Origin of the sequence: Shewanella sp. 5_MG-2023 (assembly GCF_030547465.1) — a bacterium.
Classification (GTDB): Bacteria; Pseudomonadota; Gammaproteobacteria; order Enterobacterales; family Shewanellaceae; genus Shewanella.
Genome location: NZ_JAUORC010000005.1, coordinates 140,707 through 158,240 on the forward strand (window position 1 = coordinate 140,707; position 17,534 = coordinate 158,240).

A 17,534-nucleotide genomic window follows, 5' to 3' on the forward strand; every position below is an offset into this window, starting at 1 on the left:
CTAGGTGCTCATCTGTACTAGCTTAGCCTATGACTTTTGCGCCCCAATGAGGGTAATGTTTTCTAACCAATGCGTTAAATTCGATTTCAAATGCTGAAGGTTTGGCTTCAGTGGTTGCTGCTTTGCCTTCTAATGAATTTCTTATCATCCCCGCGCCCACGGTGACATTGGTTAGGCGATCGATAATGATAAACGCACCAGTGGTTCGATTGATATCATAAGCATCAAACTGCACAGCTTCATTGACTGCAAAGTTACAGTTACCCATTTCATTAAGTTCAAGTTGATGTGCATCAAATGTCTCTAGGGTGTTCACATCGACTTTGTGATTCACATTCTCGACATAGCCATAAACTGATTTACTGCCCATTTTAATGGCATATTCACGATCGACATGTAATGGCTCTTCAGTCATCCACACCACATCGGCCTCAAAATTGCTGCTTGATAATGGCAGTTCATGAGGGCGAACTAGCATGTCACCACGGCTAATATCAATTTCATCTTCTAAGGTGATGGTAATTGCCATGCCGATAGTGGCTTTTTCAAGCTCGCCATCAAAGGTCACTATAGATTTAACTTTACTTTCTTTACCTGAAGGCAAGGTTTTGACGGTATCACCAACGCGGATATCGCCCGATGCAACCGTGCCACAAAAACCGCGAAAATCCAGATTTGGACGATTAACGTATTGCACTTGCATACGAAATGGGTGGGTTTTATCTTTGGCAACCGTCACGGTATTTAACAGTTTCATCATGGTTGAACCCGGGTACCAAGTCATGTTGGCACTCTCGTTGACGACATTGTCGCCCTTTAATGCTGAAATCGGCACAAAGCGAATATCGTTAAACTGCAGGTTTTCAGCAAACTCACGATAGTCTTTCTTAATATTTTGATAAACGCTTTGGTCGTAATCCACCGCGTCCATTTTATTGATGGCAATGATGACGTGCTTAATACCCAACTGAGAGCAAATAAAGCTGTGACGGCGAGTTTGTACTTGCACCCCATGCCTTGCATCAATCAAAATAATCGCTAAATCAGCAGTCGAAGCGCCCGTTGCCATATTGCGGGTATATTGCTCATGACCTGGAGTATCAGCAATAATAAATTTACGTTGCTCGGTGGCAAAATAGCGATAAGCCACATCAATGGTAATACCTTGCTCACGCTCAGACTGCAGGCCATCAACCAATAAGGCTAAATCGAACGACTCATCTGTGGTATTAAAGCGTTTTGAGTCTTTTTCAATGGCCGCCATTTGATCTTCAAAAATCATTTTACTGTCATACAACAAACGACCAATAAGGGTCGATTTACCATCATCAACACTGCCACAGGTTAAAATGCGCAGCATATCTTTATTTTCATGGACGTTTAAATAAGCTTCAATATCTGAAGCGATTAAAGCGGTATTAGACATCATAAATTCCTTAAGCTAACGCGCTGCTCTGAGCGTATATTCAACTGCAGCAACACATTGGTAATGTAATGGTTCAAATAATCAGAAGTGCCAAACACTTCATAAAAATGAGGTTTTAAAAAGCTTAGAAATACCCTTCCATTTTTTTCTTTTCCATTGAACCGGATGAATCATTATCAATCACTCGTCCTTGACGCTCAGATGTTGTACAAAGCAGCATCTCTTGAATAATCTCAGGTAAGGTTTGTGCAACCGACTCAACTGCGCCAGTGAGTGGATAGCAACCTAATGTTCTAAAGCGCACCATCTTATGCTCAATGACTTCGCCTTCTTCAAGCTCCATTCGGTCATCATCAACCATGATTAAGGTGCCATCACGCTCTAAAACTGGTCTTTCTGCAGCTAAATAAAGCGATGGGATTTCAATACCTTCAAGATAAATATATTGCCAGATATCTAATTCAGTCCAATTTGATAATGGGAAAACGCGAATGCTTTCGCCTTTATCCACTTTACCGTTATAAATATTCCATAACTCAGGACGTTGGTTTTTAGGGTCCCATCTGTGCTTGTTATCGCGAAAAGAATACACACGCTCTTTGGCACGGGATTTTTCTTCATCACGACGTGCACCGCCAAAAGCAGCATCAAAACCATGCATATCTAACGCTTGCTTTAAGCCCTCAGTTTTCATGATGTCGGTGTGCTTAGCACTACCATGAACAAACGGGCTACAGCCCATTTCTAAACCGCGAGGGTTTTTATGAACGATTAAGTCAAAGCCGTACTTTTCGGCCATTTGATCACGAAAAGCAATCATCTCTTTAAACTTCCAGTTGGTATCAACATGCATCAAAGGAAATGGAATTTTGCCGGGATAGAAAGCTTTACGCGCAAGGTGCAATAAAACCGAGGAGTCTTTACCTACCGAGTAGAGCATGACAGGGTTATCAAATTCTGCGGCGACTTCACGCATAATTTGAATGGATTCTGCTTCAAGTTGCTTTAAATGAGTCAATTGTGTCGACATATCTATTCCAATAAACCTTTAATAATTCATACGCTTTAAACAGACAAATGATGATCCGTCTCATAACGATGATTGTTAATCCAAAGTTGCATGCAATCATATTACCAGTATCAACTGATAGTAAAAGTTATTAATGAAGGGTTGAATATAACAAAAAGGAATAAAAAGGATGAAAAGGTTTGTTTGGAATAATGATCTAAAAAGTAATAACTAACTCCTCCAATCATCTAAGTGGTAGAGAGTGACAACTGAAAAGCTAACTGCGAAAGGTTAGATGTTAACCAAAGACACTGGGAGGATTAGGCCGATTAATGAGTTAGCATTTGTGTAGCCGATTACTTAAGCTGAGCTTGAGCAAAATCTGTAAACCGTTATAAATACTCTTAAAAAAAGTTATAAAACATCAATATCGAGATTTCTAATCAAAGTTTTAATTGATACTTGCCAATCACAAGCATCGATACCCCAAGCCATTTTTATCTGCTGGCAATCAAGCACACTGTAGGGTGGCCGCTTAGCAGGCAAAGGATAGTCCTGAGTATCAATCCCCTTGAGTGTAGGAACTGTTAGTAACTTAGCTTGTACACTTGCTTCATCGACAATGGCTTTTGCTAAACCATACCAGCTGGTAGCTGTATCGCCGCAGTAATGAAAAGTGCCCCAAACTGTTTTACCCTGCTGAATTTGCGCAGCGATGTTTAATATCGCTTTGGCTAAATCCCCCGCATAAGTAGGACAACCTATTTGATCGGCCACCATCGCCAGAGTCGGTTTAGTTTTGGCTAATCTCAGCACCGTTTTAGCAAAGTTATGCCCAAATTCGCTTATCAGCCAAGACGTTCGAATGATAATGTGCTGCGGCAGAATATCAGTAATCAATTGCTCGCCGCGCCACTTAGACTCGCCATAAATATTCAGCGGATTTGGCACAGCAGTTTCAGAATATGGGCTTGGACTGTTTTCAATTGCAGTTTCAATAGCAGTGTTAGAGGCGGTTGCAAAGGTTGCTTCAAGGCCACCAGCAAGCTTGGGCTCATCTACAGGCAGCGCTGAACTTGCAGCTTGAGATGGCAGCCTGCCACTTTTGCCATCAAACACATAATCGGTTGAGATATGAATAAGTGGAATAGATGCTTTTAGCGCCGCTAAGGCAAGATTCTTCGCCCCTGTGGCATTCACATCATCAGCAAGCTGCTGATGTGTTTCAGCCTGGTCCACTTGGGTGTAGGCGGCGCAATTGATGATTAAATCGGGGTTAAGCCTATCAATCATTTCCATGACCGCATTAGCGTCACTGATCTCTAAATCTGATTTATCTGCCGTGAGAAGTTGTAGCTCATTTGGCATGCATTGAGATGACAAGTCGGTGTTATTAACACTGCTAATATTTCTGCTAATAATTCTAGAATAGTTGCCATTATTCTTGGCTAAAAAGGCATTATGATCTGCAATGCAGCGCCTAATACTCAAACCTAACTGACCATTAGCGCCTGTTAATAACAGCTTCACTTTGTGATGTCCGGCTTTAAGGTTAACGCCTGCTCATTGTGCATTGCTTTTAACGCCTGAAAAGATAACCCTTGTTGATCTTTAGCAGATTGAATGACCTCCCTAATAGGCCAATTAATGGCTAAGTCAGCATCGTCCCAGCTAAGACAAGCTTCATTTTTAGGGTCATAATAATCGCTACATTTGTATTCAACATCACAACACGCTTCTAAAGCAACAAAGCCATGGGCAAAGCCTTCAGGCACCCACAATTGTCGCTGGTTGGTCTCAGATAACTCAACCCCAACCCAAGCGCCATAAGTTGATGACTGTGGGCGGATATCAACAACCACATCAAACACCTTGCCTCTAACGACTCTCACTAATTTAGCTTGCGGCTTCTGGGTTTGAAAATGAAGCCCTCTAAGCACACCATAATGTGAGCGTGATTAGTTATCCTGCACAAAGGATTGATTGGCTTTTAGCAATTGTTGAAAACGAGCTTGTTGAAAGGTTTCCATAAAAAAGCCACGTTCATCTTCAAACACTTCAGGCTCAATGATTTTGACATCAGAAATGGTAGTATCAATAACCTTCATCAACGATGTTCCTCTACGAGTTGGCTTAGGTAAGTGCCATATGCCGTTTTTTGATGAAATTGTGCTTGTTGCGCTAACTCATCAACAGATAACCAACCATTAATGAAACCGATTTCTTCAAGACAGGCCACCTTTAAGCCTTGGCGTTTCTCAATGGTCTGCACAAAATGACTCGCTTCAAGCAGTGCATCATGGGTTCCGGTATCAAGCCAAGCAAACCCTCGCCCTAATATATCCACAGTTAAGGCTTTTTTAGCCAGATAAGCCATGTTCACATCGGTAATTTCAAGCTCACCTCTTAATGAGGGTGTAATACTTTTAGCAATGGATACGACCTCATTATCGTAAAAATAAAGCCCTGTAACGGCAAAGTTGGTTTTAGGGACGCTCGGTTTTTCTTCAATACTTAGGGCAATGCCATTATCGTCAAAATCAATGACCCCAAATCGCGCGGGATCGCTAACATGATAGCCAAATACGGTTGCACCAGACGCTTTGGCTGTAGCTTGTTTTAGCTTTTCAGTAAAGTTTTGCCCATAGAAAATATTATCGCCTAACACTAATGCCACGTTACTATCACCAATAAACTGCTCACCAATGATAAACGCCTGCGCTAAACCCTCTGGCGCTGCTTGCTCTGCATAACTGAGCTTAATACCAAAGCGTTCACCGTTGCCTAATAAGCGTTTAAAGCTGGGCAGATCTTCAGAGGTTGAGATCAGTAAAATGTCATTAATACCCGCCAGCATGAGTACCGATAAGGGATAATAAATCATCGGCTTATCATAGACAGGTAATAACTGTTTAGAAGTGCCAAGGGTTAGCGGAAATAAGCGACTGCCCGTGCCACCCGCTAATATAATGCCTTTATACTGTGCAGAAGTGATGGGCTGCACAGCGCTTAAACTACTCATTGATATTTCCATTAGCGAGCCCAAGTCGGTTAAGGCGGTAGTCACCAGTTAAGATCTGTTGCCACCAGCTAGGATTATCGATGTACCATTTAACCGTTGCAGCTAACCCCAAATTAAAATCATGCACGGGTTGCCAGCCTAACTGTGTTTGAATTTTCGATGCATTAATGGCATAGCGACTATCATGACCGGGCCTATCGTCAACATAGGTAATTAACTCAGCATAAGATTGGCAGCCTTGCTTAGCCTCTGGTGCCAATTGCTCTAATAGCGCACATATGCTGTTAACCACATCAATATTGGTCACTTGATTAAGACCACCAATATTATAGCTTTGGCCTACTTCGCCATGTGTCAGCACTTGATAAAGGCCGCGAACATGATCCTCTACATGTAACCAGTCCCTTACTTGCAGGCCATTACCGTAAACGGTTAACTGCTTACCCGCTAAGGCATTTAAAATGGTGTGGGGGATCAATTTTTCAGGAAGTTGGTAAGGACCATAATTGTTTGAGCAATGACTAACCAGCACTGGCAAACCATAAGTACGCTGCCAAGCATTGACCAAATGATCGGAAGAAGCTTTTGAGGCAGAATAAGGCGAGCTTGGTTTATATGACGTCTGCTCAGAAAATGGCAGTTCATCACTATCTAAGTCACCAAAAACCTCATCGGTTGAAATATGATGAAATCGAAACGCTGTTTTAGCATCAGTTGCTAGCGTGTTCCAATACTCACGGCACACTTCAAGCAATGTGAATGTCCCGATGATATTGGTTTGCATAAAAGCACTGGCATTATCAATGGAGCGATCCACATGACTTTCTGCAGGAAGGTGCATTACCGCTGTCGGTTTAAACTTGGCAAAAACCTGTTTTAGACTATTGGCATCACAAATATCTGCATGAACGAAGTGATATCGTTCTGAGTTCGCGACATCTTTTAATGAATCAAGGTTACCTGAGTAACTTAAGGCATCAAGATTCACGATAGATTCTTGAGTATGAGCTAACAAGTAACGTATTAAGGTGCTACCGATAAAACCTGCACCACCTGTGATTAAAATCATACTCAGTAAACCTTCAACATTAAAATGACCTTTAAAGCGCTTATATCAAAGTACTTATATCAAAGTACTTATATCAAAGTGCTTATATCAAAGTGCTTTAAAGGTATTATACGCCAATTATCAATAGAAATTGATGTCTCACGCATAACAAAAATGCCAGAGTATCAATACTCTGGCATTTAATAGCATAGATAAATCTACCCTGATTGATAAGACAAATTATTAACTTGCCGCTTTAACCACATCCGCAATTGATTGCGCCTGGGTTTGGGTCATATCCGCATCGGTTGATTCAACCATTACACGGATTAATGGCTCAGTACCCGATTTACGCAATAAAACACGGCCATTATCACCCATCACTTGCTCAGCAGCGGTTACTGCTTGCTGCACGGCATCAGAGGCAATAATTTCATCGGCGTTGTTGGCACTTAAGCGAACATTGATCAGCACTTGAGGCAGTTTTGTCATACCTGACTTAACTTCAGCTAAGCTTTTACCTGACTCAATAACAGCATCAAGCACTTGCAGCGATGCCACAATGCCATCACCTGTGGTGGTATGCTTAAGGCTTAAGATATGGCCTGAGCCTTCGCCGCCAAGCAACCAACCGGTTTCTTTAAGCTGCTCAACCACGTAGCGATCGCCCACGTTGGCGCGAATAAAGGGAATATCCATTTCTTTAAGTGCCAGCTCTAAACCTAGGTTTGACATCAAGGTACCAACAACGCCACCGTTTAACTCACCAGCTTGTTGAAACGCTTGGGCTAAAATAAAGATGATTTCATCGCCATCAACCACATGACCATTGTGATCAACAAACAACACCCTGTCAGCATCGCCATCTAAAGCAATACCTAAGTCAGCCTCATGCACCATCACTGCAGTTTGCAGGCTATCAAGGTGAGTTGCGCCGCAGCGCTCATTAATGTTTAAGCCATCAGGCTTATCATTAATGCTGATCACTTCAGCGCCGAGCTCTGCATACACTTCTTTAGCGATGTGATACGCTGCGCCATTAGCCGAATCAACCACAATTTTTAATCCTGCAAGGGACTTATTCTTATCGAAAGTACCTTTACAAAACTCAATGTAACGCCCTGCAGCATCAGCAATACGGCGCACTTTACCGAGCTTTGCCGAATCAACACACGACATTGCGCCATGATTAATGGCTTGATCAAGTAAGTGTTCAATTTCTAATTCTTGAGCATCGTTAAGCTTGGTACCCGAGTTTGAGAACAGCTTGATGCCGTTATCGTAATACGGATTGTGTGATGCACTGATCACCACACCTGCATCAGCTCTAAAAGTCGAAGTTAAATACGCGATAGCCGGTGTTGGCATTGGGCCAACCAAAGCAATATTAATCCCTGCTGCAGAAAAGCCTGCTTCCATGGCGGTTTCTAACATGTAACCACTAATACGAGTATCTTTACCAATAATGACTTCTTTGGTGCCTGCTGACGCTAAAACCGTCCCAGCAGCCCAACCTAATTTCATCGCAAAAGACGGGTTAATCGGAAACTCACCCACCTTTCCTCGCACACCATCAGTGCCAAAATATTTACGAGACATAACAACTCCAAAACCAACAGTCCATGTTGGTATAAAACAAAAGTAAGGTCACTTTTTCAAGTGGAGGCAAATTATATACGAAAAGGCAGTGCAATTACTCATCTAATTGTGACATTTTTAAGCCACTGCAATCTTTAATTGAATTTTGTGGATTAAAGCAAGACAGCAAAGCGATTTGGTGCAGCCTTACTGGTATTTAAAGAATTCAAAAATATAAAATGGTGATTATGTAGTGCTGCTATCTTTAATGGATGAAGAAATCTGGGAGGGTGTAACAGTCTCGAAAAAGACGTGGCTACTTATATGAAATATTACAACTTAGAACGGCTACATTCCGCTAATGGTGATCTGTCACCAGTAGCGTTTGAAAATTTCCAACTAAAAGTGTCCAGTTTGGGTTGACCACTATGGCTCATATTCGCATACGTCCAAACGGGCGCATTCAGTTCGACATGCAGCTTTATGGCTGCCGTTTTCGTGAAGGCAGTAAACTGATGGCAACCCCTAAAAACCTCACCCAAGCTAAAGCCATGCTCAAAAAAATGAATGCTGAGATTGATTTAGGCAGCTTTCAATATCGTGACTATTTTCCGAAAAGTAAAAAGGTCGCTAAATTTGAGCAACGGCAACGCGACAAACATCCTGATCGTGAATACCCTTTCTTTGATAATTTTGCCAACCAATGGTTTAAACGCAAAAAAGGGGCTTGGAAAAACAGTTATAAAAGCACCATGCGCAACACGCTCGATAAATACCTTATACCCGAATTCGGTAATACCTTGGTAAATGAAATCACCCTGTCGCAAATAGATTATTTTCGTCAGGAACTGATGGAAATAATGAAAGACAGTGATACACGTCAATTATCCAATTGCCGTATTAATTTCTTACTTTGGCCTGTAATTGCCATCATTAGCTTGGCCGCTGAAGAATGTAAATTTGAATATCCCTTAAGACGCTACAAAGCGCTCAAGGAAGAAAAAGCAGAGTCATACCCAATGACGATTGAAGAGGTGCGCAAGTTTTTAGACAAGGTGCCACAAGAGTGGAAGGATTACTTTATTATCCGATTTTGGACTGGGATACGTAGCTGCGAGATACACGGCCTTGAATGGCAGCATATTGATTTTGAACACCGTTTAATTCGTATCCGTCAGAACTGGGTAAATGGTGAAGTGTGTGATGTTAAAACGCCTAAATCACGCCGAGACTTAAAGGTGTGCGATACCATCTACGAAGCCTTTAAACGCATTAAAGATTCGTATGAGGCTGGTTATGCCCCCTATTCTGACTTTGTGTTTACCGGCAAATCAGGTGCGCCACTGGATACCCACTATGTGAGTAAAGCATTATGGTACCCAACATTGATTAAAGCTGGACTTAAACGCAGACGCGCTTACGAGACGCGCCACACTGCAGCAGTGCTTCATATCGCAGCCCTTGAGAATCCCTTGTACATCTCTCAAATGCTTGGTCACAGCGATACTCGCTTATTGTTTGACGTATATGCTCCTTATGTAGCTAATGCATCACGTACTGATGGAAATGCATTTGATACGCTGATGCGAAGTGAAGGCTTTTCGTAAATAGCTTTGGGTTTAAAATCCCCATTTTATAATTTTGCCTCTAAAAGCAAAAAACCAACTCATTGTGAGTTGGTTTTATTGGTAATGCGAAGTAATCTAATCTAGAGCAATGTTTTAATTACTTTAGCAAAATCATCACCGAGCTTTTTGTCGCGCAGGCCATATTCAACAAAGGCTTTCATGTAACCTAGTTTGTCGCCGCAATCATGTGATTTACCGGTCATATTGAACGCTTCAACAGTATCTTGTTCAATTAGCATATCAATCGCATCTGTTAACTGAATTTCGTCACCCGCGCCCGCTGGTGTTTTAGCTAATAGATTCCAGATTTTTTCTGATAGCACATAACGACCAACAACAGCTAAGTTTGATGGAGCAGTCCCAATGGCAGGCTTTTCAACCATAGCTTTGATTTTAGCTGAATCACCTGGGGAGATTTCTTCACCATTACAATCTGCAATACCGTATTTGTTCACTTCATTATCTGGTACTGGCGCAACCATAATCTGACTAGCAAAACTGGTATGGTAACGTGCCATCATCGCAGCTAAATTTTCAGTTTTTTGGTTGGCTGTATATTCATCTAAAATAACATCAGGCAATACCACTGCAAAAGGTTCATTACCGATACAAGGTTTAGCACACAACACAGCATGCCCTAAGCCTTTAGCCTCACCTTGACGAACGCTAATAACAGAAACGTCTTTAGGGCAAATTGACTGTACTTCTTCTAACAGCTGACGTTTAACACGCTTTTCAAGCGTTGATTCAAGTTCGTAAGATTTATCAAAGTGGTTTTCAATGGCATTTTTACTGGCATGGGTAACCAGTACAATTTCTTTAACGCCAGCAGCTACACACTCATTAACGATATACTGAATAAGCGGCTTGTCCACGATAGGTAGCATTTCTTTTGGAATCGCTTTAGTTGCAGGAAGCATACGTGTGCCAAGGCCTGCAACGGGAATAACAACTTTCATGAAAAACCTTATTTAATTAGGTGACTGAAAAATAATGATAAAAATATACTAGACTAAATTAACCACATTTTGAACAGCTGGTTTGTTTTTTTCTGTTTGCTGATAAAGCAAATCACAAATACCATCCGTTGGCGCAAAGCCTGTCGGCGTGGTTAATAAAATGTCCCGTATTGTGGCATGGTCAAAAGCATGACAAGCGGAATCTAAGCGCTCAAGAATTTTCGAATACTCTGCCCATGACAGATGAACCTCATTGGCTGTCATAATTCTTTCGTGTTCAGTACCCGTGACATCATCACCAATTAGTAACTCTTCATAGAGTTTTTCTCCTGGGCGTAATCCACTATATTCAATCGCGATTTCACCTTCAGGGTTCAATTCATCACGGACATCAAAACCACTTAATCGGATCATTTTACTGGCTAAATCGACAATTTTGACTGATTTACCCATATCTAATACAAACACATCACCGCCTTTACCCATAGCACCAGCCTGAATAACCAATTGCGACGCTTCAGGAATGGTCATAAAGAAACGGGTGATGTCTGGGTGAGTCACAGTAACTGGACCGCCATTAGCAATTTGGGTTCTAAATAGCGGTACTACAGAGCCTGATGACCCTAAAACATTACCAAATCGCACCATACAAAAGCGAGTTTGATGATCCTCTTTTGAAAAAGCTTGTAACACAAGCTCTGCCATACGCTTGGTTGTGCCCATAACGTTAGTTGGTCGTACCGCTTTATCTGTTGAAACTAAAACAAAGGTTTCAACTTTTGCAGCAATAGCCGCTCTTGCTGTGTATAGGGTGCCAAACACGTTATTGCGAACGCCTTCAACAACATTGTGCTCAACCAGTGGCACATGCTTATAAGCTGCGGCGTGGTATACAGTCTGAACGCCAAAAGATTCCATAATCGCTTGAACACGATTTTCACGCTGAACCGAGCCCATCATTGGCAAAATGCGCACATTAAGCCCAAGCTCTTTTGCAGTAGCAGATAGCTCTCTTTCAATGGCATAAAGCGAATATTCAGACAGTTCGAATAACACTAATTTTTTTGGTGATTTTTTTAAAATTTGACGACATAATTCTGAGCCGATAGAGCCGCCAGCACCAGTCACCATAACCACTTTATCGGTAATATTGGCGGTTAATAAATCTTGTCTAGGCGCGACCGAATCACGCCCTAATAAATCATCAATTTCAACTTCTTTAATATCACTATAAAGTTTATTACCACTTACCAGATCGGCCATTGCAGGAATGGTTAACACCTGAGTAGATAACGACTCTAAACGATTAAGAATGTCTTTACGTTTGGCTCTGGTTGCACTGGGTATTGCAAGCAACACTTTGGTTGCTGCTTTTTGAGTGATGAGTTTACGTATGATTGAGGGTGAATGAACGTGAACACCTTGGATTACGCTGCCATGTAGCGCTTCATCATCATCGACGAAAGCGTAAGGGTAATATTCATGGCTTAGCACCAAAGAGTTCAGTAATTGACGACCACTGACCCCTGCACCATAAATAATCACTGGCTCACCGTGACGTTTAATACCTGAGCCAACTAAAGAACGAACAAGTGCACGCGTTCCCCCTACAAACACCAAAGCGAACATGGCATATATGATAGGAACAGTGCGAGGCAGATGCGCTTCAGTAAAATAAGAGACGAACACTAAAGTGACAGTTGACGCGACAATACCAAGTAAAATAGCCGTTATTGCTTGTAAGCTCATATAACGCAATACCGCGCGGTACAAACCAAGCTTGGCGAACGCTAAAATGCTGAAAGGAATACTTGTAGCAACCAAAGCCCAGTAATGCCCATTAAGCAACACACTGACATCATCAACTCTGACTAATAACGCAGCCCAAAAGGCAAAGCTTAGAAAAACAGTGTCAATTGCGATACTCACTAAACGTTTTTGACTACGCTCTAAACGAAACAACTTTTGCAAAAAATCCATTTTCCGCTCCATAAACTTAAAAATCATAGTGTATTACTTCTTTAAATACGAACGCCTATCCACTATACCATTTACAGGGTAATATGAGTAATGCGTACAACTAGCTTAGGATATTATATGTGAGAGCATGAAAGAACACGAAGAAAAAACTTAACTTGTGCACTACTCTGGAATTGTAGGAATAAATGTGAACAAAAAACCAATGAGACACATTTTTATCGACTTTTTTGATAATGAGACAGAAAAAATTAGCGCTAGTTTAAGTAAATCAATACTCTAGCGCTAAAATCATAATAGATAGATAGATAGATCTATTTGTTATAAAACTCTCGATACCATTTCACAAATTCAGCAACACCTTCTTTGACACCTACACTCGGTTTATAGCCAGTTGCTTCAAATAAGTCAGCTACTTCCGCATAAGTTTGGTACACATCACCAGGTTGCATTTCTCTAAAGTTTTTATTGGCTTCAATACCTAACTCATCTTCAATGGCCTTTACAAAACCCATCAAATTAATAGGTGAACCATGGCCTATGTTATAGACGGAGTATGGGGCTGAACTTGCCGCGGGAGAACCTTTCTCGACAGTCCAAGAATCATCTCGATTGGGTATAACATCAGCAATACGCACAACACCTTCAACGATGTCATTAACGTGAGTAAAATCACGCCACATATCACCGTTGTTGTTAATATCAATAGTCTCGCCATCTAAGATCTTTTTAGTAAAGATAAACGGCGCCATATCAGGGCGGCCCCAACTTCCATATACAGTAAAAAAGCGTAGGCCGGTAGTTGGGATGTCATACAAGTGCGAATAGCTATGAGCCATCAACTCATTAGACTTTTTGGTAGCCGCGTAAAGCGAAACTGGGTGATCTACACTGTCTGACGTCGAAAATGGGGTTTTAGAATTCAATCCATAAACAGAGCTAGAAGATGCGTAAACAAGGTGTTGTACCTTGTTATGGCGACACCCTTCTAAAATATTTAAATGACCAACTAAATTCGAATCTGCATAGGCATGAGGATTCTCAATCGAATACCTCACACCAGCTTGTGCCGCCAAATGAATAACGCGATCAAACTGCTCATTTTCAAATAACTGTTTAACATCTTCTCTGTCTGCGATATCCAGCTTAATTAAGCGAAAGTTATCATTTTCGATACGTTTTAAACGTGCATGTTTTAAATCAGGGTCGTAATAATCGTTTATATTATCAATACCAACTATCTCATGTCCGCTTGCTACTAGTTTTTCAACAACTGCACTACCAATAAATCCAGCTGCACCAGTGACCAAATACTTCATATCATTACCTCAAAAACTAATCTGAACCGAAAAGGTCACGAGTATACACCTTATCACTTACATCTCGGATTTCATCAACCATGCGATTAGATACAATAACATCTGACAAAGCTTTAAAGTCTTCCAGCGATTTTATAACTTCAGAGTGGAAAAAGTGGTCTTCTTCAATCACTGGCTCAAATACCACTACCTGGATTCCTTTAGCTTTCAGGCGTTTCATAATCCCTTGAATACTCGATGCCCTGAAATTATCTGACCCAGTTTTCATTATTAAACGGTAAATACCCACTATTTTAGGTTCACGCTTTAAAATTGCATCTGCTATAAAATCCTTACGCGTGGTATTTGAGTCAACAATTGCACCGATGATATTATTTGGTACATCTGAGTAGTTTGCGCGTAATTGTTTAGTGTCCTTAGGTAAGCAATAGCCACCATAACCAAATGAAGGATTATTGTAATGACTGCCGATACGAGGATCTAAACCAACCCCTTCAATGATTTGACGTGAATTCAAGCCATGAGATTCAGCATAGGTGTCTAACTCATTAAAATAAGCAACACGAAGCGCTAAATAAGTGTTAGAAAACAATTTGATAGCTTCAGCCTCAGTAGAGTCTGTAAATAAAACATCGATATTTTCTTTAATTGCGCCTTGAACTAGTAAGTTCGCAAAAATTTTAGCTCGCTCGCTTTGTTCGCCAACAATAATACGTGAAGGATAAAGGTTATCATAAAGCGCCCTACCCTCACGTAAAAACTCGGGTGAGAAGATCAAGTTACTGCAACCCAGCTCCTCAGTAATTCGACTTGTGTAACCAACTGGGACAGTTGACTTGATAACCATTATCGCTTTTGGGTTAATTAACATTACATCTTTAATTACAGCTTCAATAGACGACGTGTTAAAAAAGTTTGTTTTAACGTCATAATCTGTCGGAGTTGCGATAATTACATACTCAGCATTTTTGTACGCAAACTCTTTGTCTAATGTAGCTGTAAATGAAAGAGCATGATTTTTAAGAAAGTCTGTTATTTCTTCATCCACAATTGGCGAAATACCATTATTCAACATTTCAACTTTTTCTTCGACAATATCTATGGCAACAACTTCATTATGCTGCGAAAGTAGCATAGCGTTTGACAAACCAACATAACCCGTACCAGCAATAGCAATCTTCATATTTATTTTAATAAACCTTTAATTTTATAACTTTCAGAACTTTAAAACTGCAAAGCAGGTGTTAAAGAACAAAACTTAATCGAGGGAAAATAGATAGATGAGCGGAGCTATTATTTTACCGCGTCACCTGAACCACTACCGGTAACTGTCATCATAATATACTTAAAATAATCTTTAACATTTAGGCTATCAATCATGCGCTTGTCTGTTTTTGCTAACAAAGCAGGCGTAGACATATCAATATTTTGAACTTGAGCTAAACCTGTAATACCAGGTAAAACATCATAAACACCTAAAGCATCACGCTCTTTGATTAATTCTTCTTGGTTAAATAAATTTGGACGTGGACCAACCAAGCTCATTTCACCTTTAACCACATTAATTAATTGAGGCAACTCATCAATCTTAGTTTTACGTAAAAACGTACCCATCTTAGTAATTGAAGCATTACTCGCTAAGTGACTAGCCACTGATTTGGTTTCAACTGACATTGTACGGAACTTAATCAATTTAAACGGCTTTTTTTTTCGGCCAACACGGGTTTGAACAAAAATAGGTGAACCGGTATCAAACATGCCAATTATCGTAACAATAAGTAACACTGGCCAAAGAAACAACAAACCCAAAAAAGCTGCTAAAAAATCTAATACACGAATCATTTAAATACCCTAAATATTTTTATTAAGAATAAAAGCTTCTGCGGTATCTTTAAAGCCTTCTTCTAGTGTTTGTGGAGGTGTCCAGCCTAACGTGTCCTTAGTATGTTTGATATCAACCTGCAGACTTCCTAATAATCTGTCGACTACATCAGACTTGCCTAATAACTTACCAGCTAGGCGGAAGCACCATAAAGGTACTGGCAGCAATCGACTCGATTTTCCGAGTCCTACTGACATATGCTTTACGATTGAAGCCGTAGACACATCATGATCATCGGAAACCAAGAATACCTGATTAATAGCTTTTGAATGACTAATACAAGTTATTATCAGATCAACAAGGTTTTTTACTGAAACTAAACTACGTTTGTTATCATTAATAAGCCCGAAAGGCAATGGTAAACCTTTTGACACTAAATTTAGTAGAGAAGAATAATTTGCTTTTACACCAGGCCCATAAACTAAAGTTGGACGAATAATTACAACCTCTAAATCAGTCTTATTTGATAATTCTATAAGCTGAAGTTCAGCTTCAGATTTTGATTGACCATAAAAGTCTTGAGGATTATGTGGATCGCTATGTTTGTATGGCATTCCAAAGCTTGTCGATTCACCGTTAACCTTAATACTACTTATAAAAATAAAACGTTTAACACCCGCTGCAACTGATTGCCTAGCTAGGTTTAAAGTTCCAAATGTATTTACCTCACGGTATTCTTGAAGAGGATCTGAAGATATATCACTCATAACGTGTGCCCTTGCAGCACAATGAACAACTACACTAATATCCTTTAAACATTCAGTGAAATCAGTCAGCGAATTTATTTCTACTCGGTCGTATTCATAACCGTTAGAAAAAGGATCTCCTTTTCCTCCCAAAGTACTTACATTAAAACCATTCAACGATTTAAGCAAGTTCCTACCAATAAAGCCAGAAGCTCCAGTCAATAATATATTTTTCATTAACGACCTACTAAAAATTTAAATAGACTAGATATGTACCACCAAAAATGTTTTGAAAAAATACGTCTGTTAGCAAAAGCTCCTTTATGATAAGCCTTAATTCCTTTCAAAAAAGTAACCTTTGAATTAAATAACTTATTTGCTCGAAAACAAATATCTACGTCCTCATAATACATAAAGTACTTTTTATCAAAACCTGATAAGTTGTGATATAAACCAGCCTGAAAAATTAAAAAAGCACCAGAGGCCCATTCTACTTCAGAAAGATTATTAAGGTTCTGTTTGTTATAGCTATCAGTGACAGGTCTACCTCTTACTAAATTAAGTAAACTTGAATAACCTGGGTAAAATCTAAGCGAATCATCACTAACAGTTAAATACTTATCACTATAAAGATCTACTGTTAAGAGACTTGATTTTGAGACAGTTAAACAAGCTTTCAATTTTAAAAATTCATTAATTGAAATATTTACATCTGGGTTAATTACTAAAAACCAATCCTCAAAATCCAGCCCAATATTTGAAGCATAATCAAAAACGTGATTATTATTACAACCAAACCCCATTGGATTGCTACTTCTAATATAATGCAACTCTTTTTCTTGGCAAAATTGCTTCAACTTATCACTACATAGATTATCTTTGATGATAACAAAAACAAATTCTAACATAGAGATTTTTAGTAGTTCCGCATTGTTTACAATCATATCTTCGTGACCATGACTGACAATAGAAATATAAATATTGTTCATTTAAATTGAGT

General features: G+C 40.0%; 14 protein-coding genes and 2 pseudogenes. 2 read left to right on the plus strand and 14 right to left on the minus strand.

Translation table 11 applies throughout. The features are described from left to right. Nucleotides 1–22: 22 nt before the first annotated feature. The 7 genes and pseudogenes from cysN to glmM form a co-directional block, all read right to left on the minus strand. Nucleotides 23–1,429 carry a sulfate adenylyltransferase subunit CysN gene (gene cysN, locus Q4557_RS04215; RefSeq protein WP_102475723.1) on the minus strand — a complete coding sequence of 469 codons (1,407 nt, stop codon included), beginning with the start codon at nt 1,427–1,429 and terminating at the stop codon, nt 23–25. A gap of 121 nt (nt 1,430–1,550) precedes the next feature. Then, nucleotides 1,551–2,456: a sulfate adenylyltransferase subunit CysD gene (gene cysD / locus Q4557_RS04220; RefSeq protein ID WP_076537299.1), complete on the minus strand. Its 906-nt coding sequence runs from the start codon at nt 2,454–2,456 to the stop codon at nt 1,551–1,553. A 393-nt stretch (nt 2,457–2,849) separates the two neighbouring features. Next, complete coding sequence (locus Q4557_RS04225) at nt 2,850–3,965, minus strand: dTDP-4-dehydrorhamnose reductase (protein ID WP_303410888.1); 1,116 nt, start codon at nt 3,963–3,965, stop codon at nt 2,850–2,852. After that, nucleotides 3,962–4,543 (minus strand): annotated as a pseudogene (gene rfbC / locus Q4557_RS04230) (dTDP-4-dehydrorhamnose 3,5-epimerase). The gene Q4557_RS04225 and the pseudogene rfbC overlap by 4 nt, the downstream one beginning before the upstream one ends. After that, entirely contained in the window at nt 4,543–5,457 is a 915-nt protein-coding gene (rfbA, locus tag Q4557_RS04235) for a glucose-1-phosphate thymidylyltransferase RfbA (RefSeq protein ID WP_198590466.1), read from the minus strand. Before rfbA ends, rfbC begins: the two are co-directional and overlap by 1 nt. Next, on the minus strand, nt 5,450–6,526 hold the full coding sequence (gene rfbB / locus Q4557_RS04240; protein ID WP_303410889.1) for a dTDP-glucose 4,6-dehydratase: 1,077 nt from the start codon (nt 6,524–6,526) through the stop codon (nt 5,450–5,452). Before rfbB ends, rfbA begins: the two co-directional genes overlap by 8 nt. 222 nt (nt 6,527–6,748) lie before the next feature. Next, nucleotides 6,749–8,104: a phosphoglucosamine mutase gene (gene glmM, locus Q4557_RS04245; protein WP_303410891.1), complete on the minus strand. Its 1,356-nt coding sequence runs from the start codon at nt 8,102–8,104 to the stop codon at nt 6,749–6,751. A 279-nt stretch (nt 8,105–8,383) separates the two neighbouring features. Between glmM and Q4557_RS04250 the strand changes: the two are divergent. Together Q4557_RS04250 and Q4557_RS04255 are read left to right on the plus strand one after the other, a co-directional pair. Further along, nucleotides 8,384–8,506: pseudogene (locus Q4557_RS04250) on the plus strand (IS3 family transposase); the annotation flags it as partial. Nucleotides 8,507–8,511: 5 nt separating this feature from the next. Beyond that, complete coding sequence (locus Q4557_RS04255) at nt 8,512–9,690, plus strand: DUF3596 domain-containing protein (protein ID WP_303410893.1); 1,179 nt, start codon at nt 8,512–8,514, stop codon at nt 9,688–9,690. 101 nt (nt 9,691–9,791) lie between these two features. Here Q4557_RS04255 and galU read toward each other — a convergent pair whose 3' ends face one another. The 7 genes from galU to Q4557_RS04290 all read right to left on the minus strand — a co-directional run bounded on the left by galU (nt 9,792) and on the right by Q4557_RS04290 (nt 17,523). Further along, nucleotides 9,792–10,670, minus strand: a complete 879-nt coding sequence (gene galU / locus Q4557_RS04260) for a UTP--glucose-1-phosphate uridylyltransferase GalU (protein ID WP_303410895.1) — start codon at nt 10,668–10,670, stop codon at nt 9,792–9,794. 48 nt (nt 10,671–10,718) lie between these two features. Then, complete coding sequence (locus tag Q4557_RS04265) at nt 10,719–12,650, minus strand: nucleoside-diphosphate sugar epimerase/dehydratase (RefSeq protein WP_303410897.1); 1,932 nt, start codon at nt 12,648–12,650, stop codon at nt 10,719–10,721. Between the two features lie 311 nt (nt 12,651–12,961). Next, nucleotides 12,962–13,966 carry an NAD-dependent epimerase gene (locus Q4557_RS04270; RefSeq protein ID WP_303410899.1) on the minus strand — a complete coding sequence of 335 codons (1,005 nt, stop codon included), beginning with the start codon at nt 13,964–13,966 and terminating at the stop codon, nt 12,962–12,964. 16 nt (nt 13,967–13,982) lie between these two features. Next, on the minus strand, nt 13,983–15,149 hold the full coding sequence (locus Q4557_RS04275) for a nucleotide sugar dehydrogenase (RefSeq protein ID WP_303410901.1): 1,167 nt from the start codon (nt 15,147–15,149) through the stop codon (nt 13,983–13,985). A gap of 110 nt (nt 15,150–15,259) precedes the next feature. Beyond that, nucleotides 15,260–15,808, minus strand: coding sequence for a sugar transferase (locus Q4557_RS04280; protein WP_303410903.1), 549 nt, complete (start codon nt 15,806–15,808; stop codon nt 15,260–15,262). Between the two features lie 9 nt (nt 15,809–15,817). Then, complete coding sequence (locus tag Q4557_RS04285; RefSeq protein ID WP_303410905.1) at nt 15,818–16,771, minus strand: SDR family oxidoreductase; 954 nt, start codon at nt 16,769–16,771, stop codon at nt 15,818–15,820. Next, the gene (locus tag Q4557_RS04290; RefSeq protein WP_303410907.1) at nt 16,771–17,523 is read right to left on the minus strand and encodes a glycosyltransferase family 2 protein; all 753 of its coding nucleotides are present in this window, start codon (nt 17,521–17,523) and stop codon (nt 16,771–16,773) included. Before Q4557_RS04290 ends, Q4557_RS04285 begins: the two co-directional genes overlap by 1 nt. Nucleotides 17,524–17,534 lie beyond the last annotated feature (11 nt).